The following is a 25,112-nucleotide window of genomic DNA, read 5'->3' as shown; positions in this document are numbered from 1 at the left end:
TCCGCGGGCCGGGCATCAAGTACCTTGGCCACGGCATCAGCGCGACAAGTGCTGCTCACGTGACGGGGGTTGCGGGATGGTGGGGCATCGGCCCGCGGACTGGCATCCGCTGGACCTTGACAAGGACCCGACACCGGGGGACCCGCAGCGGGTGCGTTCCCTGGCCAGACAGCTGCACGACTTCGCCGACGATGTGTCCGACGCGCTGCGTCTGGTCAAGGGCATGGCCGGCGAGGACACCCTGCTGGAGTGGGCGGGCAAGTCGGCCGAAGCCTTCAAGGAGCAGTTCGGGGACGTCCCGAAGGACCTGAAGAAGCTGACGACGTCGTACGCGATGTGCGGCGACGCCCTCGCCGGCTTCTGGCCGAAGCTGGAGCGCGCCCAGGCACTCGCGGACCGGGCACTGGCCAGGGCGAAGGAGGCGCAGTCCGACCTGTCCTCCGCCAAGTCCCGCCTCGCATCGGCCGATTCCTGGGTGACCCGGGCCGGCAAGGAAGCCGACACGTACAAGGACGACCCGACCGGCAGCAGATCGGGGGCCGACAAGCCGGACGAGGCGAAGGTGCGGGCCGCGGCCCGGGACGTGCAGAACGCCAAGTCGGCGCACGCCACGGCGCAGTCGGAGGTGACCACCGCGCAGAACGCGCTGGACGCGGCGAAGAAGATGGCCCAGGACGCGCGGACGATGCGGGACGAGGCGGCGCGCGAGGCGAAGTCGAAGATCGACGAGGCGTCGGACGCGGGGATCCAGAACCGGTCGTGGTGGGAGGACATCGGCCACTGGTTCGAGAACAACTGGGACACCATCGTCGCGGTCTGCAAGGTCGTCGTCGCAGTCGTCGGCATCATCGCGATGATCATCGGCGGGCCGATCCTCGGCGCGATCGTCCTGATCGCGGCCCTCGTCGTCCTCGCCGACACCCTCTACAAGTACTCACAGGGCAAGGCATCCCTGTGGGACGTCGCCTTCGCCGCCCTGGACTGCATACCCGGCGCCAAGGGCATCACCAGCTTCGGCAAACTCGCCAAGGGCCTCAAAACCCTGGGCAAGGGCGGGCTGAAGGGCATGGCGCTGAGCATGCGCGGGCTGGCCAAGAACGCCAGGACGGCCCTGGCCGACGGCGCCAAGGGCGCCTACAACCGCGTCAAAAGCGTCGTGCGCTCCAAAGGAAGCGACCCAGTGGACATGGCCACAGGGGCGATGTACCTACCGCAGAACGACATAGAGCTGCCCGGTCTGCTGCCGTTGACCTTCACTCGCCGAGTGGCGTCCGATTACCGTTGCGGCTGGTGGTTCGGGCCTACCTGGGCATCCACCGTCGACCAGCGTCTGGAGGTCGACGCGGAGAGCATCGTCTTCGTCACCGAGGACGGACTGCTGCTTGATTATCCCCATCCGACCGGGTCGCAGGTGCCGCTCATGTCGCGCTCCGGTCCTCGCATGCCGTTGGCCCGCCTGGAAGACGGCCGCTACCGCGTCGACGATCCGCTCACCGGTCTCGTACGCCACTTCGCCCGGCCCGTAGGGGGCATCGCCCTGCTGACACGGATCACCGACCGCAATGGGCACACGATCACCTTCGACCACGACGAACACGGCACGCCGCTGGCCATCCGCCACTCTGCCGGCTATCACCTCACGATCACCACCGACGAGGGGCGGGTCACCGCCCTGAGCCTGGCCGGTGCGGGGGACGACGGTGCCGACATCGTCATCAAACGGTACGGCTACACGGACGGCAACCTCACCGAGACGATCAACTCCTCCAGCCTGCCTCTGCGCTTCACCTACGACGAGCGGCTGCGCGTCACGTCCTGGACGGACACGAACGACAGCCGCTACACGTACACCTACGACGGCCAGGACCGCTGCATCGCCGAGGGCGGTGAAGCAGGCCACATCGCCATCACGCTCGACTACGACGGCACCGACCCCGCGTGGCCCGACTGCCGTATCACGACACTGGCCACCGCGGACGGCCCGACCACACGCTTCGTGATCAATGAGAACAGCCAGGTCATCGCCGAAATCGATCCTCTCGGTGGCGTGCTGCGCACTGCCTACGACCGACACCACCACGTCATGTCACGCACCGACGAACTCGGTCACACCATCGAGTACGTGAACGATGAATTCGGCCGCCCCCTCTCTGTCAGATATCCGGACGGAAGCCGAACCACGGTGGCGTACAACGAGTTGGGCCTGCCAACAGAGACCGTGACGCAGAACGGCGGCACGTGGAACCGCACGTACGACGAACGAGGCAACGGTCTCACCCTCACCGATCCGACGGGGGCGACCAGCCGCTTTCGCTACGACGAGCAGGGACGTCTGACCGAGTTCGTAGATCCCCTCGGTCGTACGACACGCCTCGTCTGCGACGCTGCGGGTCTTGCCGCCGAGTTGATCGATCCGCTCGGTGGCCGCACGGTCGTCGAGCGTGACGGATTCGGCCGAACGGTCTCCGAGACCGGACCGTTGGGCGAGGTCACCCGGTGGCGGTGGAACACCGAGGGCGAGCTGCTGAGCGTCGCCCACCCGGACGGGGCCACCGAGTGGTGGACGTACGACGGGGAAGGCAACTGTCTCAGCCGCACAGACGCGACCGGCGCCGTGACCCAATTCGAGTACACGCACTTCGACCTGCTCAGCGCCCGCACCGATCCGGGAGGGACGCGGCACCGGTTCGAGCACGACGCATCGCTCCGGCTGACGAGGGTGATCAACGGCGCCGGGCGTGCATGGGACTACACCTACGACGCGGCCGGGCGCCTGATCGAGGAGTCGGACTTCGACGGTCGTTGCGTTCGCTATGAACACGACCCGACGGGACGGCTCATCACACGGACGAATCCCGTCGGCCAGGTCGTCCGGCACACTCGCGACGTGATGGGGCGCCTGGTGCAAACCGATGCCGACGGCGAGGTCACGGACTACACCTACGACCCGGCAGGTCGGCTCGTGGGCGCCGTATGGCGAGGTGGCCATTTGTCCCGCACCTACGACCGTGCGGGGCAGCTGACCTCGGAGACGGTCGACGGGCGCACGCTGCGGCTCACCTACGACGCCGCCGGTCAGCTGCTCGGGCGACGGACCCCCTCCGGTGCCGACACCGTCTACTCCTATGACCTGGCCGGCCGACGGAACGCGTTGACCACAGACGGGCGGAACATCGCCTTCGCGCATGACGCGGCGGGCCGGGAGACGAACCGCGCCTGGAACAGCATGCTGCACCTGGCGCTGTCGTGGAACTCCGTGGATCGGCTGCTCACCCAACGGCTCACCGGCCCGAACGGCACGGTGCTGTGGCCGCAGGAGTACACGTGGCGGTCAGACGGCGCACTGCTCGCGGACGGAGAGCGGCGCTACGCACTCGACCCCGTCGGCAGGGTCGTCCACGTAGACGCATCCGATTGGACGGAGTCGTACGCCTACGACGACTCAGGCAACCAGACCGAGGCTCTCTGGCCCGAAACACACGTCGGCGCGGACACCGCCGGGCGTCGCGAGTACAAGGGAAGTCGTCTCGTCACGGCGGGACACGCGCGCTACGAACACGACGCGAGCGGGCGTCTCACGGTACGGCGGCGCACCCGGCTCTCCCGTAAGCCCGACGTATGGCGGTACACGTGGGACGCCCAGGACCGGCTGACCGAGGTCATCGTTCCCGACGGGACCGCATGGCGCTACACCTATGATCCGCTCGGGCGCCGCGTCGCGAAGCAGCACCTGGCCACTGACGGGCACGTACTGGAGGAGACCCGGTTCAGCTGGCACGAGGGAATCCTGGTCGAACAGTCCACCACGCTGGCGGACCATCCGGTGGAGCAGACCATGACGTGGGAGTTCGACGAGAGCGGGATGGAACCGCTGGCGCAGACGGAGCGCTACGCGAACCCCGCCGCCATGTCCCAGGAGGAAGTCGACATCCGCTTCTACGCCATCGTCACCGATTCGATCGGAACTCCGACCGCGCTGCTCGGTGAACAGGGCACTGTTGTCTGGCGCCGGACCGCGACCCTGTGGGGCTCGACCACATGGAACGATGACGCCTTGGCCTACACACCGTTGCGCTTCCCGGGTCAGTACCACGACGTGGAGACGGGGCATCACTACAATCTGCATCGCCACTACGACCCCGATACGGGGCGGTACCTCAGCCCTGACCCCCTGGGACTGAGCGCAGCGCCGAACCCGGACACGTATGTTCACGATCCCCTGACGTGGCTGGATCCCTACGGCCTTTCACCGTACAAGCCGATCCGGGTGAGGGCGGGGCAGCAGGTGAAGAAGGGCACTCCGTTCGAGATGAGTCCGCCGGAGCGGGAGTTCGTGGAAAAACTCCTTGAGAAGCGCACGAATATGCGTGTCTACCGAACGCACGGCAAACAGGCCGAGGGCGACTTTGTCATCGTGGACATGACCGACAAGAGGAATCGTGTCGGATGGGTCGTCGACCACAAGATGAACGCCGACAAGGTCACCAAGGGCAACCAGTTCACCAACGCCGCCCGCGCTGCGGAGGCCGTCGGGATCAGTGGCGGTAGGTTTGAGATCGCCACGGGTGACACCGAGAAGCTGCTGGACATCTTGAGCCGCGGTCGCGGTGAATGGGGCAGGAGTTAACCGTGATCGTACTCCCCAAACTACTCAACGAGCTGCTCGATCAGGTCGACCGGAACCGCGCGGCACATCTGGCGCTGGACTTCGCGCAGCATGTTCTCGGCACCCTCCAGGAGCGGATCGAGGAACCCGTACAGGACGCGTGCCGTGAGTATCTCGCGGCCGCCCACGAAGCGATCGATCTCGGCGGGGCGAGCCCTCGGTTGCTCAAGGCCCACGAGCTGCTCTACCGGACCGCCGAGCGGTGGGAGGGCAACCGGCACCTTCTGGCCCTGGGAGCCGGACTCGTGATGCAGGCCGTGCGGGTGGGCTGTCAGCGAATGATGGAGGAGGCCCGTGCTCACATGCTGCGCAGCTCCCTGATCACCGTTCAGGACATCGCACGCGAGAGCCAGACGGAGATCGGCCGCTGGTACGCCGAGCAGATCCCGGATGAGGGCGAGGACCGGCGGCAGGCCGCGCGCAAGGCCCGCTGGGAGGAAACCCGATGGCAGATCCAGCACGTCATCGCCACCGAACCCGCTCCGCGCAAGTCCAGGACGGACCGGTCGAGCCAATGATGAGCAGCCGTGGACAAACGAGTAGGACCTCCCACAGCATGACCGCGGAATTCGTCATGGATCTCGATGACGGCATGACCGAGTACTTTCGAGAGATCGCGGACGAGATGGTGTCGCGCTTCGGCATCTCTCGTGCGGAGGCCGTTGCCAGGATCAACGAGCGATACCGCGATGCGGAGATCTCCGCCTACCCCGACCTCATGTGCCATGAGTTCCCGGAGTTCTGGTCCTACGGCCTGTACTACTACCCGGACGCGTCCGGACGCCTCCCCACGGGTGACGAGGACGACGACGTGGGCTACGACTTCGCGCGTCTTCGGGTGCGGCCCGCGCCGGCGAAGGGCTCGCCCTTCTGGACACTTGAGGAATGAGCCGGGCCCCCGCGACGGATTCCCCGGTCAGAAGCCGAGCTTGCGCAGCTGCTTCGGGTCGCGCTGCCAGTCCTTCGCCACCTTCACATGCAGGTCCAGGAACACCGGCGTACCCAGCAGCGCCTCGATCTGCTTGCGGGACTTGATGCCGACGTCCTTCAGACGCTTGCCCTTCGGGCCGATGACAATGCCCTTCTGGCTGGAGCGTTCGATGTAGAGGTTGGCGTGGATGTCCAGCAGCGGCCGGTCCGCGGGACGGTCCTCACGCGGCAGCATCTCCTCGACGACCACGGCGATGGAGTGCGGCAACTCGTCCCGGACCCCCTCCAACGCGGCCTCCCGGATCAGCTCGGCCACCATGACCTGCTCGGGCTCGTCCGTGAGGTCGCCCTCGGGATAGAGCGCGGGGCCCTCGGGCAGCATCGGGATCAGCAGGTCGGCGAGGAGTTCCACCTGCTTGTCGCCGACCGCCGACACCGGGACGATCTCCGCCCACTCGATGCCCAGCTCCTTGCCCAGCACATCGACGGCGATCAGCTGCTCGGCGAGTGCCTTGGGGTCCACCAGGTCGGTCTTGGTGACGACGGCGACCTTCGGCGTCTTCTTGATCCCAGCCAGCTCCTTGGCGATGAAGCGATCGCCGGGACCGATCTTCTGGTTCGCCGGCAGGCAGAAGCCGATCACGTCCACCTCGGCCCAGGTGGTGCGCACCACGTCGTTCAGCCGCTCGCCCAGCAGGGTCCGCGGCTTGTGCAGGCCCGGGGTGTCGACCAGGATCAGCTGGGCTTCGGGGCGGTGCACGATGCCCCGCACCGTGTGCCGGGTGGTCTGCGGCCGGTTCGAGGTGATCGCCACCTTCTGCCCGACCAGCGCGTTCGTGAGGGTGGACTTGCCCGCGTTGGGGCGGCCCACGAAGCAGGCGAAGCCGGCACGGTGTACGGCCTCGGCCGGCTGCTCGGATGACTGGGTACGAACGCTCATGCCGCCCATTGTCCCTGATCCCGAACCCAGCCCCGTACCGCCCGCGACGGGCCCCGGAGCCGGTCCGGGTAACGGTGGGTACCCGAGGTGTCACCCTGTGCGGTGCGGCTCGGTCGGGGCCGGGTGTGACGGCCGCGACGGGCCTGCGCGCACGGACGGGCGGTGCGCGCGGTTCCGGCGTGCCCGGACCAGCAGGGTCACGCCGGCGGCTGCCACGGCGGCGGCCACCGCCACCACCAGCCAGGGAAGCGCCAGGAACGCGGCGCTCGCCGACTGTCGCGTACCGGTGGCATGCGCGGTCAACGTGACCTTCCCCCAGTCGAGTTGGGGCGCGTTCCGCCATGGCGCGGTGAGCCGGACCCGCTGTCCGGGCAGCAGCTCCGCGGGGAGCCCGGTCAGGTCGCGGGCCAGCAGCGTACGGCCGAACAGCCCTCGTACCCCGAGTTCCACCTGCGGATCGAGGGTGACCTTGCCGGTGTTGTGCAGGGTGTAGGAGATGACCGCGGTGCTGTCGCCGAGGCCGGGAACGAGCGGCTGATGGTGGCTGATGCGGACGCGCTCGACGGCCAGCGCGGGCAGCGCGGGCCCGCTCACCCGCAGATAGACCCGGGCGCCGACGGCCCGGCGCACGCCGAGCGCGACCGCACCGGCGCCGGGTTCGATCCGCTCCTCGATCGCCACGAGCGCGCCCGGGTGGTCGCCCGGCTCGGCGTCGGCGGGCACCCGCAGCGTGAAGGGCACCGTGACGGTGCCGTGACCGGGAACGGTGATCCGGGACCTCGCGGGCCGCGCCCACGCGCCGACCCCCCGCATCCGCTCGCCGGGCGACCGCACGGCGAAGCCGCCGTCCCGTGCGGTGTTGTAGGCGTCGGCCGCGTACAGCCGGAAGGTGCGGGGCTCGGCGGTCTTGTTGGCGACGACCACCTTGTCCGCGATGCGCTGACCGGGGTCGGCAAAGAGAGGGAAGTACGGCCGTGCGGCGACGCGTGAGGAGACGGGGTGGACGGACCAGCTGCCGTTGTCGGCGGCCCGCGCGGGCGTGGCCGCGAGGCCGGGGAGCAGCCAGCACAGGGTCAGCAGGAGGGCGTACGGCTTGCGCATGGGTGCGGACCCCCCGGGGCGTAGGTCGTGGCGGTCGGGCGGGTGCGGCCCCCGTGCGGGCGGGCGCCCGGCCGCCGGAGTCGGGCACGGTCAGGTGAGGGTGAGCGTGAGGACGCCGGAGTAGCCGCCCGGAGGCGTGAACGCCGGTACGTCAAGGGACAGTCCGGCGTCGACGGTGAACTCACCGCCGGTCAGCGTCCCGTCCGGGGCCTGGGCCAGCGTGGCCCCCGAAGCGCCCACCGGGCCGGCCGAACCGGCCCCACAGGTGCTCGGGCTGCCCGCCTTCGTCGCGCAGGCGGGATGCCAGCTCAGCTTCCCTGCGTCGATCCGGCCGCCGGGGCCGGTGAAGTCGGTGACCTTGCCGGTCAGGGACCAGCCGGCGGGCCCGCCGCGGAAGTCCTTGACGGTCACCGTCCGCAGCTCGCCCGTGGCGGCGCCGCCCTGGCCGAAGTCGACCGCCGACAGCGCCACGGAGTCCCCGGCCTGGGACATGGACAGGGTGCCCGCCTTGACGGTGGTGGTCAGTTTCTGGCTGCCGTCGGGGACGGGCGTGGTGTCGTTGACGACGTAGGCCGCGGGTCCGGCCCCCAGGTCGGCGCTCCACGCGCTGCCCTCGTAGGCCACGATCCCGGTCGTGGCCGGGTCGTTGACGACGAGGGAACCGCTGAAGGACCCCCGGGCGTCGGCGGTCGCGGTCGCCGTGTCCGCGGTTTGTGCGGCCCCGGACCGCCCGGCCAGGGTGACGCGCGCGCCCGGCGTGAAGTCGCTGCCGCTCACGGTGACCCGGTCACCCGGGTTCCCCGATGCCGAACTCAGGGAGATGGCACGGGTGTTGGTGGGGGTTCCGGAGGTCGCCGTGATGGTCTGGGACACCGGGGCGGGCGGGTTGGTGACCGTGCAGGGGGTGTCCAGTTCGAGGATGTAGCTGGTGTGGATGTTGTAGTCGCCGGGCGCGAGGGTGATCGCACCGGGCGTGGTGACGGTGAACGTCCCGGTCATGGAGAACGACGGGAAGGCGCCCCTCCCCGGCACCGGGGGGTTCTTCTTCGGCCCCGCCACCGTGATGCTGCCGCTCTGCGCGCCGCCGAGGGCGACCTTCCCGGTCGGGGTCATGATGTCGGCCGGCAGCGCGAGGTCGGTGGGGTTGCCCGCGGCGGCCGTGACCACGGTGTAGGTCACGGTGACGGTGTCGCCGACCTCGGGACTGGCGTTGTCCACCGAGATGTTCGCGGTGGTGGTGCCGTCGATGGGCGGCAGGCCCGCGATCGCGGGCGGGATGCAGTGGGTGGCGAAGTCCACGTTGCCGCCCGTGGCGCCGGCCGGGCAGGCCAGGGCGCCGCCCGCGGTGACCGCGAGCGCGGTCGCGCCGAGCAGGGACGCCCAGCGCCACCGGGCGGATCTTCGGAGTGTCGAACCCATGGGCCCCCTCCTGAGGGTTGCGGGCGCAGCGGCTCGGCTGCGCCGACAGGGGGCCATTGATGTGGAGGCCGCGTGAGAAGTCAATGGAGATGCGGCAGGAAAACTGACGAAGCATCAGCTCTCCTGCCGCGGCCGTGCGTCGGGCGTCTCTCTGTCAGTCGAACACGAACGGGCCCGGCGACTGGTTGCCGGTCGCCGTACAGGTGATGGTGATGCCGAAGACCGTCATCTGCAGCGAGCCGCCGTGCGCCTCCAGGCTGTCGCCGGAGGCCACGGTGCCGCTGAGCGGGCCGACGGTGACCGGGTCACCGGCGGCCATGGCGGGGTTCTTCTTGCCGCTGAAGACGGTGCTGCCGCCGCCCGCCTTGACCATCGTGAGCTTGGACGTGATCGAGTCCGCCGACAGCGCCAGTGGTGCGGTGACCGCGGTGGACTTGAGGGTCAAGGTGGCCGAGGTGCCGTTCTGGGTGGCGGTGAGCGTGGCCGCGCCGCCGCCGAAGGCTCCGCAGTCGGCGGTGATCGTCGCCGACTGCGGGGTGACGGCCAGGGCGGCGGGCGCGAAGGCCAGCCCGGTGACCGCGAGGGCCCCGACCGCCAGTGCCGCACCGGTTGCTGTTCGCTTGCCTCTCATGGGGATCCGGCTCCCTTCCCGTTGTCTGGGAATGCCATGTGGGGATGGATGGGAGGTACGCCCCGACGGACACCCCCGACCGGGTGGGTGCGGACACCCTGCCGGGGGCTGGAACTGACGGCCCGTCGGAACTCGCGTGTCCATTGACACGCGAGGGCCCGACACCGGCAAGATGAATTTCCGGCCTATTCACCAGGCCACGAACCGCACCCCCCAAGGGGCGCGAGGAACTGCGCGACCAGCCACGACGCAGCCGCAGCAAACCACGGCAGATGGTCGGCAACCCGCGGCAAGGCTCAACCGGCAAACAGGCTCAACCAGACCGCGCCCCGAAAGGGGCGCGAGGAACTGCGCGACCAGCCACGACGCAGCCGCAGCGAACCACGGCCCACGGTCGGCAACCCGCGGCGAGACTCAGTCCGCAGACAGCGTCTGCCGGACCGCGCCGTCGGACCCGGCCACCAGTACCGGGGTACCGGTGCCACCGAGGTCCCGTACGGCGGCCAGGTCCTCGGCGGGCACGCCCCCCGCGTCGGTCACCACGGCCGCCGCCTCCAGGGACTTCGCCCCGGACGCCACCGCCATCGCCACGGCGGTCCGCAGCGCGCTGAGCCGCAGGGAGTCGAGTGCGACGGTCCCGGCGACATAGGTGCGCCCGGTCTCGTCCCGTACCGCCGCGCCCTCGGGCACGCCGTTGCGGGCCCGTGCGGAACGGGCCAGGGTGACGATCTTGCGGTCCTCGGGGTCGAGCCCGTTGCTGTCGGTCATGCCCCGAGCATACGAAGCCCCGCACGCCCGGTCGTCCCCGGGCGGCGGGCGGCGTCAGGGGCGGTCGAGGCGGAGCCGTTCGGCGCGCGGCAGCCCCGCGACGACCAGGTCGTACGAGTCCTCGATCAGCTCTTGGACCAGACGGTCCGGGAGTTCCCCGTCGACCGTGACGGTGTTCCAGTGCCGCTTGTTCATGTGCCAGCCCGGGACGATCAGGCCGGGATGCTCGCCGCGCAGCCGCGCCGCGTCCTCCGGATCGCACTTGAGGTTCACCGTCAGCGGCGTGGCACCCAGGTTGGTCAGCGCGAACAGCTTGCCCAGCACCTTGAAGACCGAGGTCTCCGGGTTGAACGGGAAGTCCTCCACGCTCGCGTTGAAGGACAGGCAGAACTCACGCAGTTCCTTGGGCGTCACTCGGCCTCCTTCTCGACGGGCGCCCCGACCGCGGCGACCGGCTCCACCAGCACGGTCACGATCTTGTTCCGGCGGCCGGCCGCGGCCTCCGCCGTCAGCCGCAGTTCCCGGCCGTCCGGCAGCTCCACGACCGATGTGGCACCCGCGATCGGCACCCGGCCCAGCGCCTTCGCGAGCAGCCCGCCGACCGTCTCCACATCCTCGTCGTCGTACTCCTCCAGCCCGTACAGCTCGCCGAGGTCGGTGATGTCGAGGCGGGCGGTGACCCGGTAGCGGTCGTCGCCCAGCTCCTCCACGGGCGGCAGCTCACGGTCGTACTCGTCGGTGATCTCCCCGACGATCTCCTCCAGGATGTCCTCGATGGTGACGATGCCGGCCGTGCCGCCGTACTCGTCGATGACGACCGCGACATGGTTGCGTTCCTTCTGCATCTCGCGCAGCAGGTCCCCCGCGTTCTTCGTGTCGGGCACGAACACGGCGGGCCGCATGGCCGTCGACACCACGTCGTTCTCGGCGTCGCGGCTGATGTGCGTCTTGCGGACCAGGTCCTTCAGATACACGATCCCGACGATGTCGTCCTCGCTCTCCCCGGTGACCGGGATACGCGAGAAACCGGACCTGAGGGCCAGGGTCAGGGCCTGGCGGATCGTCTTGTAGCGCTCGATGACGATCAGGTCGGTCCGCGGGACCATGACCTCCCGCACCAGGGTGTCGCCCAGTTCGAAGACGGAGTGCACCATGCGGCGCTCCTCGTCCTCGATGAGCGACTCCTGCTCGGCGAGGTCGACCAGTGCGCGCAGCTCCGCCTCGGAGGCGAACGGTCCGCGGCGGAAGCCCTTGCCGGGGGTGAGGGCGTTGCCGATGAGGATGAGCAGTGACGGGATCGGGCCCATCACCCGGGCCAGCGGCACCAGCACATACGCCGCCGCGGTGGCCGTGTTGAGGGGGTGCTGCCGGCCGATGGTGCGCGGCGAGACGCCGACGGCGACGTACGACACGAGGACCATGACGGCCATTGCGATGAGCAGCGCCTCGGCGGTGGAACCGGGGAACTCCTCCAGGCAGGCGTAGGTGACCAGCGCCGCCGCGGCCATCTCGCAGGCGACACGGACCAGCAGCGCGACGTTGAGGTAGCGGGTGGGGTCGGCGGCGACCTGGGCCAGCTTGGCGCCGCCGCGGCGGCCGGACTTCACGGCCTCCTCGGCGCGGAAGCTGGAGACACGCGCGAGACCCGCCTCCGCGCAGGCGGCGAGCCAGGCGACGACGATCAGCGCGATCGCGCCGAGGACGATCTGCGGACTCATGCGGACCCGCTTACGAGACCGTGGGCGCCGGGGACGGGCCGGCCAGGCCCTTCTCCGCGCGCCAGCCGTCCACGATGGCCGCTTGCAGGCCGAACATCTCGGCCCGCTCGTCGGCCTCCTCATGGTCGTAGCCGAGTAGATGCAGCACCCCGTGGACGGTGAGCAGCTGAAGCTCCTCGTCCATGGAGTGCTGCGTCGGGGCCTCGGCCCCCTGCTTCGCGGCGACCTCCGGGCACAGCACGATGTCACCGAGGAGCCCCTGTGGTGGCTCCTCGTCGTCCTTGGCGGGCGGCCGCAGCTCGTCCATCGGGAAGGACATGACATCGGTCGGGCCCGTGAGGTCCATCCATTGGATGTGCAGCTGCTCCATGGCGTCGGCGTCCACGACGATCACCGAGAGTTCGGAGAGCGGGTGGATGCGCATCCGCGCGAGCGCGTAGCGGGCGATGTCGAGGATCGCCTGCTCGTCTACCTCGGTGCCGGATTCGTTGTTGACGTCGATCGACATGCTCGTGCTGGTCTACTTCCCCTTGTGCGCGTGACCGGCCTTGCCGCGGGCGCCCTTGTGGGTGCCGTTCTCGGTGCCGTGGCTGCTGTCGTACTTCTCGTACGCGTCGACGATACGGCCCACCAGCTTGTGCCGTACCACATCGCGGGAGGACAGCCGGGAGAAGTGGACGTCCTCCACGCCGTCCAGGATGTCCTGCACCTGACGCAGACCGGACTTGGTGCCGTCCGGCAGGTCGACCTGGGTCACATCGCCCGTGATCACGATCTTCGAGTCGAAGCCGAGCCGGGTGAGGAACATCTTCATCTGTTCGGGGCTGGTGTTCTGAGCCTCGTCCAGAATGATGAAGGCGTCATTGAGCGTGTTGTGGGTCAGCAGGTAGTCCGTCGTGACGTAGAGGGAGTCCTCGGCGGCCACCTGAATACAGACGGTCTCCTCCCGGCCCGCGGGCTCGATGCTGTCGATGAACCGCATCGGCCGTCCGCCGCCCCCGGCCGCGTGGTACTCGTCACGCTTGCGGGCGAGGCGGAAGGGTTCGATGCCCTGAGGGAGGCGGATATCGACGACGTGGGCGTCGCGGCGGTGGGCGACGTCCCGGCCGTTCGCGTGACCGGGCGTACGGCCCTCGGCGGCCCTGCGACGGGTGTACGCGACACCGCCCAGCGACTGGACCAGCGCGACCACGTCGTCACGGAGCAGGATCGACGTCGTCGCGTACTGAATGCGGCAGGTGCCGTCCTTCTGCGTGACCGGGCCACCGTCGGAGTCCAACAGACCTTGCAGGACCGCCAGCCGTACGTCGGCGGAGTTGAGAAGGTAGTCGTCCGGGACGAACTTGTTGTGCGACCTGGAGCCCGACAGGTCCGGCGCACGCAGGATCCGCGTCACCGGATTCTCCAGTGTCACCACGTCACCAGGCGACTTCACCCTGTTCAGGGCGTAGTCGGGTCCACCGCGATGACGCACTACGACGCCTGGGAGCGCGCTCTCCAGCGCGACCGCGAGTTCCGGGTCCTCTGCGGCGAATGACGGAGTGGTGGAGCCCGTCAGACAACCGTCGCCCAGCAGCAGGCCGAGGGCGTACGGGTCCATCGGCACGTCGCGCTCCGGCAGACAGACCGGTTCGGTGAGCAGAGGCAGCTCGTACCGGCGCGCATGGGCCGCGCGCAGGTTCCCGATCATCTCCTGGGTCTCCAGGACCCGCCACGCCTTGTTGCGACGCTTGTCGTCGCGCGTCCTGACTGTCCACAGGTGCTCACCGCAGCACAGGGTCCAGGAACCGTCCTGGGCCGTGACGCGGTAGATGTCCCGCTCGCCCTGCGGATAGACACCGAGTACCGGGGTCGGCTCGCCGTTCGAGCCGATCACCAGATCACCGACCTGGAGGTCGCCGATGGGACGCCAGCCATCCGGTGTCAGTACGTTCGTGAAGAGTGGCTGGCTCCTGCCCCGCATATAGGCCAGGGGCGCGACCTCGATCGTGCCGCTGGCCATCAGCTTGGGGATGGAGTCCGGGTCGATCATGTCGTGCAGGGCGTCGTAGAGCGGGCGCAGGTAGGGGTCGATCTTCTCGTAGAGCGTGCCCGGCAGGAAGCCCAGGCGCTCGCCTGCCTCGACCGCGGGGCGGGTCAGGATGATGCGGTTGACCTGCTTGGACTGGAGGGCCTGGACCGCCTTGGCCATGGCGAGGTAGGTCTTGCCGGTGCCGGCGGGGCCGATGCCGAAGACGATCGTGTGCTTGTCGATCGCGTCGACGTACCGCTTCTGGTTGAGCGTCTTGGGGCGGATCGTGCGGCCACGCGAGGACAGGATGTTCTGCGTCAGCACCTGGGCCGGGGTCTCCTGGCCGTCGCTCTCCCCGTTCTCGCTCGCCTTGAGCATGGCGATCGAGCGTTCCACTGCGTCCTCCGTCATCGGCTGCCCGGTGCGGAGCACCAGCATCATCTCATCGAACACGCGCTGGATGAGGGCGACTTCACCGGGGTCGCCGACCGCGCTGATCTCGTTGCCCCGGACGTGGATGTCGGCCGCCGGGAAGGCCTTCTCGATCACGCGCAGGAGAGAGTCGCCGGAACCCAGTACGGTGACCATCGGGTGCTGGGCGGGGACCGTGAACTGTGCTCTCGCCTGCTCCTGCGCGGGGGTGCGAGCTGTGGGTGTCTGAGTCATGGGCCGGCGCTTAAGGCCTGCGGTTCCTCCTCTTCACGGCCGCGTAGCTGAGGGCGGCCTCGCGCTTCCAAGAGTACGACGGTGCACCGACAACGCCGTAGGCCTTTTCGCCCACCCACCACAAACCGCCCCCCGCACCCACCCCGCCCCGGCTCCCCCGGACCGCCCTCGCCCCGAGGCCCCGGGATGCCCGCAGGCGTACCCCCGAACGGGTGACCGACCCGGGCCTCGCCCGGCAACGCCAGGGAGCACAACAGAGGCCCCGGGACAGCCGGTGCGTCGCCGGAGGCGGTGGCGGGGGTGCGGTGGGTGTCAGGCTGAGCGGCGGAAGCCGATGGTGGGGACTGCCCGGCGGAGGGGCCACGAACGTGCGGGCTCCTTGGGTACCAGGCGCTCCAGGAACGCGTACCGCCGCAGCGCGGTCGGGTCCTGGCCGTCGACCGACTGCACCCTGCGCCACCACGACCCGATCTCCGACCAGCCGGGTGCCGACAAGGACCCGCCGAACTCCTGGACGGACAGCGCGGCGGTGAGCCCCGCGAAGGCCAGCCGGTCCGCCAGCGGCCAGCCGGCCAGGGTGCCGGTGACGAAGCCGGCCACGAAGACGTCGCCTGCGCCCGTTGGATCAAGGGCCTCCACGGCGATCGCGGGGACCTCCGCGGTCTCCTCGGTCCGCCGGTCCACCGCGTAGGCGCCCTCCGCACCGAGCGTGACCACCGCCACCGGTACGCGTTCGGTCAGCGCGTGCGCCGCCGACCGGGGGCAGCGGGCGCCGGTGTAGCGCATCGCCTCCTCGGCGTTCGGCAGGAACGCCTCGCAGTGCTCCAGATCGGCAAGACCGGACAGGTCCCAGGCGCCCGTGTCGTCCCAGCCGACGTCCGCGAAGATGCGGGTGCCCTCGCGGGCGGCCTGGGCGATCCAGGGGGCGGGCGCGCCGGGCGTCAGGGACGCGACCGCGGCACGCGCGCGTGGCGGGCAGTCCGGTGCGGGTTCCTCGGGGGGCGGTTCGTGCCCGTGGGAGACCATCGTGCGCTCGTCGTCGTACGCCATCGAGACGGTCACCGGGGAGTGCCAGCCGGGTACCGTGCGCGACGCGGACAGGTCGATGCCCTCGCCCCGGGCGAGGGCATCCCAGCAGTACTCGCCGTAATGGTCGTCGCCGAAGGCCGCGGCGAGGGAGGTGCGCAGGCCGAGCCGGGCCAGTGCCGTGGCCATGTTGGCGACCCCGCCGGGACTCGACCCCATGCCGCGGGCCCAGGACTCCGTCCCGCGCACGGGGGCCGCGTCGAGCCCGGTGAAGATGATGTCCAGGAAGACGGTGCCCGTCAGGTAGACGTCCCAGGGCGGGTCCCCGGTGGTGCGCAGGACGGCCAGCGGGTCGACGCTGACCTGCCCGTGCTGGGGCTGGGTGAGGTGCTCCGGTTCCTCTCCGGCAATCGTGTGAGACGCGGTCACGGTGCGCTCCCTGACGTGGTGCGGGTCAGGCCAGTGTGCACCCTGCGCTCCGCTGGGGGCCGTGACCGGGCGCGGGGGGTGATGTGGTCGGATGGCTGCGACTGCGTCGTGGCTGGGCGCGGTGGACGACGTAGTCGGTTGGCTGCGACTGCGTTGTGGCTGGGCGCGCAGTTCCCCGCGCCCCCTGCGGGGCGATGCCGTGCGCGGGGTCAGTCTGCGGGCGGGGTCGGGCGCGGGGGCCCAGCGGTATCGGTCGGGTGCGGCGGCGTCGTGGCTGGGCGCGCCGTTCCCCGCGCCCCCCTGCGGGGCGATGCCCGTCGCGGGGGCCAGCGCTATCGGTCGGCTACCGCAGCGTCGTGGCTGGGCGCGCCGTTCCCCGCGCCCCCCTGCGGGGCGATGCCCGTCGCGGGGGCCAGCGCTATCGGTCGGCTACCGCAGCGTCGTGGCTGGGCGCGCCGTTCCCCGCGCCCCCCTGCGGGGCGATGCCCGTCGCGGGGGCCAGCGTTATCGGTCGGGTGCGGGGGCGTCGTGGCTGGGTGCGCCGTTCTCCGCGACCCTTGCGGGGCGATGCCCGTCGTGGGGGGAGGGGGGGTCACCAGCGGGGGACGGTGGGGGTGGCCCACTGGGGGTCGGCGGCGCGCATCGCTGCCGCGTCGTCGCGCTCCCTGAGCGTGCCGTCGTCGGCGGTCCAGCGGCGGTGCAGGAACTCCAGCCGGTCGCGGTCGAGTTCGACGCCGAGGCCGGGCGCGTCCGAGACGGCGAGCTTGCCGCCGGTGAAGGTGAGGCGTTCGGTGAGGACGTCCTCCGACTGCCAGGGGTAGTGGGAGTCGCAGGCGTGGTGGAGGTTGGGGACGGTGGCCGCCACCTGGGTCATGGCCGTCAGGCTGATCCCCAGGTGGGTGTTGGAGTGCATGGAGACGCCGACGCCGAAGGTGCGGCAGACGGCGGCCAGTTGCTGGGTGTTGCGCAGCCCGCCCCAGTAGTGGTGGTCGGAGAGCACCACCTGGACGGCACCCGTGGTGAAGGCTTCCCGGATCTCGGCGAAGGTCGTCACGCACATGTTGGTGGCCAGCGGAACCTGGGTTCCGGCGGCGACCTCGGCCATCGCGGGCGTGCCGAGGGCGGGGTCCTCCAGGTATTCGAGGACGTCGGCGAGTTCCTTCGCCACGTTCAGCGAGGTCGCCACGGACCAGGCGCCGTTGGGGTCGAGCCGCAGCGGGTGCCCGGGAAAGGCACGGGCCAGCGCGCGGACGGCGGCCGTCTCCTCGTCGGGCGGGAAGACGCCGCCCTTCAGCTTGAAGGAGGTGAAGCCGTACCGCTCCTTGAACAGGCGCGCCTGCTCGACGATCCCGGCCGGATCCAGGGCGGCGCCCCAGTCGTCCCGTTCACCGGCCACGCCCTCGGGGTGGTCGGCCCACTTGTAGAAGAGGTACGCGCTGTACTCGACGGCGTCGCGCACCTTGCCGCCGAGCAGCGCGTGCACGGGCAGGCCGAGCGCCTTGCCGAGGGCGTCGAGGCAGGCGACCTCGAAGCCGGAGACGACGGACAGCCGCAGCTTGTCGGCGGTCTGCACGCCGCGCAGCCCGCCCACGTCTACGGCGTCGCTGACCCGGGAGGAGTCCACGGCAACCTCGTCGGCGACCGTGAACAGACCATTGAGGTCGGACACCTGACGTCCCATCAGCCGCTCGGCGAACGGCCGGGCCAGCTCCAGGTACTTGGTGTCCCCGTACGTCTCGCCGATGCCCGTGACGCCGTCCGCGGTCACCACCTCGATGATCAGACGGGGCGTGTAGGGCTGGTGGACGCCCTGCGTGTTCAGCAGCGGCGGGTCAGCGACCAGGATCGGGGTCAGCCGTACGTCGGTGATGGTCAGGTCACGGGTCACAGGGTGGCTCCCACGAGGTCGAGTCCGGTGGTCAGCAGGGCCTTCAGGGCGTCGAGTCGTCCGTGGACGGCTCCGCATCCTGTCTCCCCATGTAGATGACATCCATGTATGAGGACAGAGGTTATGGAGACGAACCACGGGCGTCAACGGGCCGGAGCCGGAGCCGGTGCCGGTGCCGGTGAGCAGGGCGTGGATGCCGATTGAGAAGTGGCCGCCGCTACTCGAAGGTGTACGCGTCCACCTCCGCCAAGTACCTCGCGCGGCGCTCCTCGTCGTCCTCCAGGAACGACGCCACGAAGGAGTTGCGGGCCAGCTCGCGCAGCCGGTCCTCGGTCAGGTCCAGCGCCTCGCGCACCGCGTCGAAGGTGTCGCCGACGTAGCCGCCGAAGTAGGCCGGATCATCGGAGTTGACCGTGCACATCAGCCCGGCGTCCAGCATCGCGGGCAGCGGGTGCTCGGTCAGGACGTCCACCGCGCGCAGCCGCACGTTCGACAGCGGGCACACGGTCAGCGGGATGCGCTCCCGCACCAGCCGTTCGACCAGCGCCGCGTCCTCCAGGCAGCGCAGCCCGTGGTCGACGCGTTCGACGCCCAGCACGTCCAGCGCCTCGGCGATGTACTCCGGCGGCCCCTCCTCGCCTGCGTGCGCCACCCGTCGCAGCCCGAGCGCCGCGGCGGCCTCGTACACCTCGCGGAACTTCACCGGCGGATGCCCGGCCTCGGCCGAGTCCAGGCCGACGCCGGTGATCCGGTCGAGGTGCGGCCGGGCCGCCTCCAGGGTGCGCAGCGCCGACTCGGCGGACTCGTCCCGCAGGAAGCACATGATCAGCCGGGTGGAGACGCCGTGGTTCTCCTCACTGCTGCCGAGCGCACGCCACAGCCCCTCGACGACCGTGTCCATCTCCACTCCCCGGGCGAGGTGCGCCTGCGGGTCGAAGAAGACCTCCGCGTGCCGCACGCCCTGGGCGGCGGCGCGGGCCAGATAGGCGTCGGCGAGGTCCGCGAAGTCCCGCTCGGTGCGCAGGACGGCCATGAGTTCGTAGTACAGGTCGAGGAAGGACTGGAGGTCCTCGAACCGGTACGCCGCACGCAGTTCCTCGGTGTCCGCGTACGAGAGCTTCACGCCGTTGCGCTCGGCCAGCCGGAACGCCAGCTCCGGCTCCAAGGTGCCTTCGATGTGGAGGTGCAGTTCTGCTTTGGGGATGGGCATCAAAGCATCGTACGGGCGTTTCACCTGCGCTTCGGAACCGGCACTCTCAGTAGGTCGTGCGCCACCGTCAGCTCACCCTCGAAGCCCGCGGCCCGCGCCTGCCGCTCGAACTCCTCCGGACCCGGGTAGCGCTGGCTGAAGTGGGTGAGCACCAGGTGCCGCACGCCGGCGTCCTGGGCCGCGCGGGCGGCCTGACCGGCGGTCAGATGCCCGTACTCGGCGGCCAGTCCGGCGTCCTCGTCCAGGAAAGTGGACTCGATGACGAGCAGATCGCAGCCCTCGGCGAGCGCATGCACCCCGTCGCACAGCCGGGTGTCCATGACGAACGCGAAGCGCTGTCCGCGCCGCGTCTCGCTGACCTCGTCGAGCGACACACCCCGCAGCACGCCCTCGCGCTGCAACCGCCCGACGTCCGGCCCGGCGATGCCGTGCGCGGCCAGCCGCTCCGGCAGCATGCGGCGCCCGTCGGGCTCGACCAGGCGGTAGCCGTACGACTCGACCGGGTGCGACAGCCTGCGCGCCTCCAGGGTGTAGGCGGGGGGCACCGCGAGGGTGCCGTCGCGGTCCACGGGCGCCTCGGTGAGCGCGACCGTCTCGCGGTAGGCGGTGGCGTACCGCAGCCGGTCGAAGAAGCGCTGTCCTGAGCGCGGGTAGTGGGCGGTGACCTGGTGCGGCACCCGGTCCAGGTTGATCCGCTGGATCACGCCGGCCAGGCCGAGCGAGTGGTCACCGTGGAAGTGTGTGACGCAGATCCGGTTCAGGTCGTGGGCGGCGACCCCGGCCCGCAGCATCTGGCGCTGGGTGCCCTCGCCGGGGTCGAACAGGATCCCCTCCCCGTCCCAGCGCAGCAGGTAGCCGTTGTGGTTGCGGTGCCGGGTGGGAACCTGGCTGGCGGTGCCGAGCACCACCAGTTCACGGACGGACATGGCGCCCTATCCGGGGGGCCACTGCAAGCCGCGACCGCCGAGGATGTGCGCGTGGGCGTGCCAGACGGTCTGTCCGGCGCCGCTGCCGGTGTTGAAGACGATGCGGTAGCTCTCCAGCTTGTCCTCGTCGGCGACGGCCTGGGCCTCGCGCAGCAGGTCCGCGGCGAGCGACGGCGCGGCGGTGGCCAGCACGGCCGCGTCGCGGTAGTGCGCCTTGGGGATCACCAGGACGTGGGTGGGCGCCTGGGGGTTGATGTCCCGGAAGGCGACCGTGGTCGTGGTCTCCCGGACGATCGTCGCCGGGATCTGTCCCGCGACGATCTTGCAGAACAGGCAGTCGTCCCGCGGCGCGCCGTCCGCTTGCTCCCCTGCCATGTGTGCCTCCTGACGCCGGATGATCCCGTACGGCTGAATGGTAGCGAGCCCGACCGACTCAAACCCGCGGCCGTGGCTCGCCAGCCCCCCGAAGGAACGCGGAGAACGGCGCAACCAACCACAACGCCACCGCACCCAAAAGACGACAGAAGCCCCCCAAGGGGCGCGGAGAACGGCGCAACCAACCACAACGCCACCGCACGACCCCCGGCGACGCCAGTAGGTCACGGCAGGGTCGGTGGAATTTTGGCAGGGCTCGACTCCAGTGCGGCCAAGGCCAGGGCCACCGCCTCGTCCAGTTGGGGGTCGCGGCCGGCCGCCCAGTCCTGGGGACGCTGCACCACCTCCACGTCCGGGTCCACCCCGTGGTTCTCCACGCCCCACTCGTGACCCTCCAGCCAGAACGCGTACTTGGGCTGGGTGATCCGGGTGCCGTCGACCAGGTGGTAGCGGTTGTCGATGCCGATGACGCCGCCCCAGGTGCGGGTGCCGACCACCGGCCCGATACCGAGCGCCTTGATCGCGGCGTTGACGATGTCGCCGTCGGAGCCGGAGAACTCGTTGGCGACGGCCACCACGGGCCCGCGGGGCGCGTCCAGCGGGTAGCTGACCGGCCGCATGCCGCGCGGCACGTCCCAGCCGATGACCCGCCGGGCCAGCTTCTCCACGACGAGTTGCGAGGTGTGCCCGCCCCGGTTCTCCCGTACGTCCACGACCAGCCCCTCGCGGGCCACCTCGATCCGCAGGTCGCGGTGGATCTGCGCCCAGCCCGGCGCCTGCATGTCCGGCACGTGCAGATAGCCGAGCCGGCCGCCGGAGCGCTCGTGGACGTACGCCCGCCGGTCGGCGACCCAGGCGTGGTAGCGCAGCGGCTCCTCGTCGTCGAGCGGGACGACGACGGTGTGCCGCAGGTCGCCGCCGCCGGCCGGCGAGACGGTCAGCTCGACCGGCTGCCCGGCCGTGCCGACGAGCAGCGGGCCGGGACCGGCCACCGGGTCGACCGACCGGCCGCCGACCGCGACGATCGTGTCCCCGGCGCGCACCGCGGCGCCGGGCGCGGCCAGCGGGGAGCGGGCGCGGGGGTCGGAGGTCTCCGCGGGCAGGATCCGGTCGATACGCCAACTGCCGTCCGGATGACGGGAGATGTCGGCGCCGAGCAGCCCCTGGCGGGCGCCGGAGCCGTAGCCGCCGCGGGGTATCACATAGGCGTGCGAGGCGCCGAGTTCGCCCTGCACCTCCCACAGCAGGTCGACCAGGTCGTCGTGGGTGGCGACCCGGGCGAGGACGGGACGGTAGCGGTCGAGGACGCCGACCCAGTCGACCCCGCCCAGATCGGGCCGCCAGAACTGGTCGCGCATGATCCGGCCGGCCTCGTCGTACATCTGCCGCCACTCGGCGACCGGGTCCACGGTCTGCCGGACCCGGGCGAGGTCGACGGTGAGGCTGGTGTCGCCGTCGTCGTCATGGGCGGCCCGCCGGTCGCTGGGCACCACCCTCAGGCGCTCGTCGGTGCGCAGCAGGACGCGTTTGCCGTCGCCGCTGACCTCGAAGTGGTCGGCGTCGACGGCCAGGTGCTCGATGCGCTGCTGCACGAGGTCGTAGCGCTCCAGCTCGGTCTTGGGGTCGGGGTCGTCGGGCGTGGCCCGGGACGCGCCGAGGACGCCGCGCACCGGATGGCGCAGCCACAGCACGCCGTCCTTCGCGGCGCGCAGGTTGGAGTAGCGGGCGGCCTCGACCGGGAACGGGACGATCCGGTCGGCCAGGCCCTCCAGGTCGATACGGGTCGCGGGGGTGCCCTCGCTGTCGGGGGTCTCGTCCCGGTCGGGGGTCTCGAACGGCCGCCCGTGCCGCTGCGGTCCGAACGGGGACGGCGTGGTCGCGGCCAGCGTGATCAGGTGCGGGCGGTCGCCGACCACGAAGGCCAGGTCGAGGACGTGCTCGTCGTACACCGGGTCGAAGGACCGGTTCGACAGGAAGGCGAGGTGCTTGCCGTCGAGGGTGAAGGCGGGCGCGTAGTCCTGGAAGCGCAGCGGGGTCGCCTCGGTGACCGACAGGTCGGTGGTGTGGGCGAGCCGGAGCTGGCACAGCGGGTCCGGGCCGGGGTGCGACCAGGCGAGCCAGGCCGAGTCGGGCGAGAAGGCCAGCCCGGACACGTCGCCGTCCGCGCTGCGGTCGACCTCGCGGACCTCGCCGGTCTCCCGTTCGACGAGCAGCAGCCGCCCGTCGTGCGCGGCGACGGCGGCCCGGCTGCCGTCGGGCGCCATGGCCAGCTCCAGGACCCGGCCCAGTTGTCCCGCGGCGAGCCGCCGGGGCACGGCGCCGGGCACGGTGCCGGTCGCGGGGGCGAACTCCAGGGCGTCCTCGCCCTCGGCGTCGGTCACCCACACCACCCACTCCTCGCCGTCCGCGCGGAAGGTGCGCGGCAGCCGGGCCCGCACGCCGGACTGCGCGGCGAGGGCGCGGGCGGGGCCGGAGCGGTGGGTGACCCAGTGGACGCCGCCGCGCACGCAGACCGCGCTGCCGCGCGCGGTGTGGTCGGGGGACGCGGCCCCGAACCAGCGGGCCGCGTTCAGCGGGTAGGGCTGGAGGTCCAGGCCCGGACCGCCAAGACGTAGGTCGAGGCGCCGCGGCTCCGCGCCGTCCAGGTCGTCGAGGAGCCACAGTTCGCCGGCGCTGGAGTAGACGACCCGGCTGCCGTCGGAGGCGGCGTGCCGGGCATAGAAGCCGTCGATCGGGGTGTGCCGGCGCAGTTCGGAACCGTCGGCGAGGGAGGAGTACAGCGCTCCGGTGCCCTCGTGGTCGGAGAGGAAGGCGATCCGGTCCCCCACCCACATCGGGTACTCGATGTTGCCGTCCAACTCCTCGTGCAGCCGGACGAACTCCCCGGCGCCCTGCGCGCCGCCCGCCGCGTCGGGGGCGTTCCTGTCGATCCACAACTTGCCCGCCGTACCGCCCCGGTAGCGCTTCCACCAGGCGGCCTCCCGGCCCATCGCCGCGGACAGCAGCACAGTGCACGGCCCGAACGCCACGTCGCCGACGGGCCCGTACGGCAGGGTGGTCGCCGGTCCGCCGTCGAGCGGGACCGCCCGTGCCCAGCTGCGGCGCAGGCTGGGCTGGCCGTGCGTGCTGAGCGCGAGGACCCGGCCGTCCGGGGTCCAGCCGCGCACCTGGGTGCGCCAACTCCCCCAGTACGTCAGGCGCCGCGCGGGACCGCCGTCGACCGGGGCGAGATGCACCTCGGGGGCGCCGTCGCGGGTGGAGGTCCAGGCGACGGCGGTGCCGTCGGGCGAGATGCGCGGCTGGGTCACCGGCACGTTGTCCGCGCTGAGCCGCCAGGCCCGGCCGCCGTCCAGAGGGGCGAGCCAGACGTCGTCCTCGGCGGTGAAGGCGACCAGATCGCCGCGCAGATGGGGAAATCGCAGATACGAAGAGGCTCGGGGGAGGCCGGCCGAACCCGCCGCGCTCACCGCGCCCGTCGATGTGGACTCAGTCACCCGATCACCCTATGCAGCGCAGGCCGCGGATGGACCCGGTTCGGATCACTTGCCCGCGACGGGACGGCAGGAGGGGTCGGTCTGGCACCACAGGGTGCGGGTCACGGTCACCGTGACGGTGGGGGCGGGCCGCGGGCCGCTCGGGGGCCGGTGGGTGGCGGGCGGGGTGTACGCCGGGCCGGGGGTGGCGTTGCAGTCGCCCAGGCCATTGACGTGGAACCGCTCCTTGCCGTCCACCGTGGCGACCAGGTCGCCGCGCACGCAGGCGCCGTCGACGGCCTTGGTGATACGGCCCTTGACGGTGATGTCCTTCCCGTCCTCGGTGCGTCCCCGGCAGTCGACGGAGATGATCGTGCTCGCGGTGGACGAAGGTGACCGCCCGGTCGCCGTGCCGCCGTTGCCGCCGGTGCAGCTGAGCCAGCTCACGTCGACGTGCTGTCCTTCGAGCCGGGCCGTCGCGGTCCTGTCGGTGGTGTACGCCACGGTCGCGGTGTTCAGGCCGCCCGGCTCGCAGGCCACCGCACCGCCCACGGCCAGCACCGCGAGGCCCGCCACGGCCGTCACCCGCGCCCCGCGCGGCCGGGGCCGAATCCACCTGAATACCCCCATGGAGGGCAGAGTGCCACCGACGTGGGCACGGCGGTAGGCCACAAACGGCCAGTCACCTGTTCGTGTGAGCCGACCCGGGAGAGACCCCCGCCCCACCAACCAGCACCCGCCGCAACCCCGCCACGGTTCACCGAGCCCGACCCGGAAAGGGCCCGACGACCGTCAGACCCAGCGACCGGCGCAACCCGCCCGGGAGACAGCCGACGGAGCGTCGAGCAGCGCCCGATGCGGCCCGGCGACCGTTCGTGGGAGCCCGACCCGGGAAAAGCCGACGGCCGTCACGACCACCATCCACCGCAGCCCAG

General features: G+C 71.0%; 19 protein-coding genes. 3 read left to right on the top strand and 16 right to left on the bottom strand.

Annotated elements, in window-relative coordinates; translation table 11 throughout:
- Positions 1 to 76 precede the first annotated feature (76 nt).
- The 3 genes from ACFYTE_RS20690 to ACFYTE_RS20680 are packed head-to-tail and all read left to right on the top strand — an operon-like array spanning position 77 to position 5,555.
- A complete protein-coding gene (locus ACFYTE_RS20690) occupies positions 77 to 4,627 on the top strand; it encodes a DUF6531 domain-containing protein (protein WP_388712148.1) in 4,551 nt (1,516 codons plus the stop codon).
- 2 nt (positions 4,628 to 4,629) lie between these two features.
- Positions 4,630 to 5,184 (top strand): hypothetical protein, encoded by a 555-nt coding sequence (locus tag ACFYTE_RS20685; RefSeq protein ID WP_388712145.1) that lies wholly within the window; start codon positions 4,630 to 4,632, stop codon positions 5,182 to 5,184.
- Positions 5,185 to 5,222: 38 nt separating this feature from the next.
- Entirely contained in the window at positions 5,223 to 5,555 is a 333-nt protein-coding gene (locus ACFYTE_RS20680; RefSeq protein ID WP_388712142.1) for a hypothetical protein, read from the top strand.
- A 27-nt stretch (positions 5,556 to 5,582) separates the two neighbouring features.
- On the opposite strand, the gene era is transcribed toward ACFYTE_RS20680, so the two are convergent.
- The 16 genes from era to ACFYTE_RS20600 form a co-directional block, all read right to left on the bottom strand.
- Complete coding sequence (gene era / locus ACFYTE_RS20675; RefSeq protein WP_388712139.1) at positions 5,583 to 6,536, bottom strand: GTPase Era; 954 nt, start codon at positions 6,534 to 6,536, stop codon at positions 5,583 to 5,585.
- A gap of 90 nt (positions 6,537 to 6,626) precedes the next feature.
- The gene (locus tag ACFYTE_RS20670; protein WP_388712136.1) at positions 6,627 to 7,637 is read right to left on the bottom strand and encodes a DUF916 domain-containing protein; all 1,011 of its coding nucleotides are present in this window, start codon (positions 7,635 to 7,637) and stop codon (positions 6,627 to 6,629) included.
- Between the two features lie 90 nt (positions 7,638 to 7,727).
- Complete coding sequence (locus ACFYTE_RS20665; RefSeq protein WP_388712133.1) at positions 7,728 to 9,056, bottom strand: beta-xylosidase; 1,329 nt, start codon at positions 9,054 to 9,056, stop codon at positions 7,728 to 7,730.
- A gap of 154 nt (positions 9,057 to 9,210) precedes the next feature.
- The gene (locus tag ACFYTE_RS20660; protein ID WP_388712130.1) at positions 9,211 to 9,687 is read right to left on the bottom strand and encodes a hypothetical protein; all 477 of its coding nucleotides are present in this window, start codon (positions 9,685 to 9,687) and stop codon (positions 9,211 to 9,213) included.
- A 414-nt stretch (positions 9,688 to 10,101) separates the two neighbouring features.
- Complete coding sequence (locus tag ACFYTE_RS20655; RefSeq protein ID WP_388712127.1) at positions 10,102 to 10,455, bottom strand: cytidine deaminase; 354 nt, start codon at positions 10,453 to 10,455, stop codon at positions 10,102 to 10,104.
- 54 nt (positions 10,456 to 10,509) lie between these two features.
- Entirely contained in the window at positions 10,510 to 10,869 is a 360-nt protein-coding gene (locus ACFYTE_RS20650) for an MmcQ/YjbR family DNA-binding protein (protein ID WP_388712124.1), read from the bottom strand.
- Positions 10,866 to 12,173: a hemolysin family protein gene (locus ACFYTE_RS20645; RefSeq protein WP_388712121.1), complete on the bottom strand. Its 1,308-nt coding sequence runs from the start codon at positions 12,171 to 12,173 to the stop codon at positions 10,866 to 10,868. Before ACFYTE_RS20645 ends, ACFYTE_RS20650 begins: the two co-directional genes overlap by 4 nt.
- Before the next feature lie 10 nt (positions 12,174 to 12,183).
- On the bottom strand, positions 12,184 to 12,681 hold the full coding sequence (gene ybeY / locus ACFYTE_RS20640; protein WP_388712118.1) for an rRNA maturation RNase YbeY: 498 nt from the start codon (positions 12,679 to 12,681) through the stop codon (positions 12,184 to 12,186).
- 12 nt (positions 12,682 to 12,693) lie between these two features.
- Positions 12,694 to 14,850, bottom strand: coding sequence for a PhoH family protein (locus tag ACFYTE_RS20635; protein ID WP_388712115.1), 2,157 nt, complete (start codon positions 14,848 to 14,850; stop codon positions 12,694 to 12,696).
- A gap of 312 nt (positions 14,851 to 15,162) precedes the next feature.
- Positions 15,163 to 16,287, bottom strand: coding sequence for a carbohydrate kinase family protein (locus ACFYTE_RS20630; protein WP_388712292.1), 1,125 nt, complete (start codon positions 16,285 to 16,287; stop codon positions 15,163 to 15,165).
- A 610-nt stretch (positions 16,288 to 16,897) separates the two neighbouring features.
- Entirely contained in the window at positions 16,898 to 18,193 is a 1,296-nt protein-coding gene (locus ACFYTE_RS20625; RefSeq protein ID WP_388712112.1) for a glucarate dehydratase family protein, read from the bottom strand.
- 217 nt (positions 18,194 to 18,410) lie between these two features.
- Positions 18,411 to 19,403 carry an adenosine deaminase gene (locus ACFYTE_RS20620; protein ID WP_388712109.1) on the bottom strand — a complete coding sequence of 331 codons (993 nt, stop codon included), beginning with the start codon at positions 19,401 to 19,403 and terminating at the stop codon, positions 18,411 to 18,413.
- Between the two features lie 20 nt (positions 19,404 to 19,423).
- Positions 19,424 to 20,329: a ribonuclease Z gene (locus ACFYTE_RS20615; RefSeq protein ID WP_388712106.1), complete on the bottom strand. Its 906-nt coding sequence runs from the start codon at positions 20,327 to 20,329 to the stop codon at positions 19,424 to 19,426.
- A gap of 6 nt (positions 20,330 to 20,335) precedes the next feature.
- Positions 20,336 to 20,704 carry a histidine triad nucleotide-binding protein gene (locus ACFYTE_RS20610; protein ID WP_388712103.1) on the bottom strand — a complete coding sequence of 123 codons (369 nt, stop codon included), beginning with the start codon at positions 20,702 to 20,704 and terminating at the stop codon, positions 20,336 to 20,338.
- Positions 20,705 to 20,928: 224 nt separating this feature from the next.
- Positions 20,929 to 24,099, bottom strand: a complete 3,171-nt coding sequence (locus ACFYTE_RS20605; RefSeq protein WP_388712289.1) for a S41 family peptidase — start codon at positions 24,097 to 24,099, stop codon at positions 20,929 to 20,931.
- A 144-nt stretch (positions 24,100 to 24,243) separates the two neighbouring features.
- Complete coding sequence (locus tag ACFYTE_RS20600) at positions 24,244 to 24,807, bottom strand: hypothetical protein (RefSeq protein ID WP_388712101.1); 564 nt, start codon at positions 24,805 to 24,807, stop codon at positions 24,244 to 24,246.
- Positions 24,808 to 25,112 lie beyond the last annotated feature (305 nt).

It is taken from the genome of Streptomyces sp. NPDC004629 (genome assembly GCF_042873595.1).
In the GTDB taxonomy this organism is placed as follows: domain Bacteria; phylum Actinomycetota; class Actinomycetes; order Streptomycetales; family Streptomycetaceae; genus Streptomyces.
The sequence above is the reverse complement of the archived record's forward strand: the minus strand, read 5'-3'. Positions and strand labels throughout refer to the sequence as shown.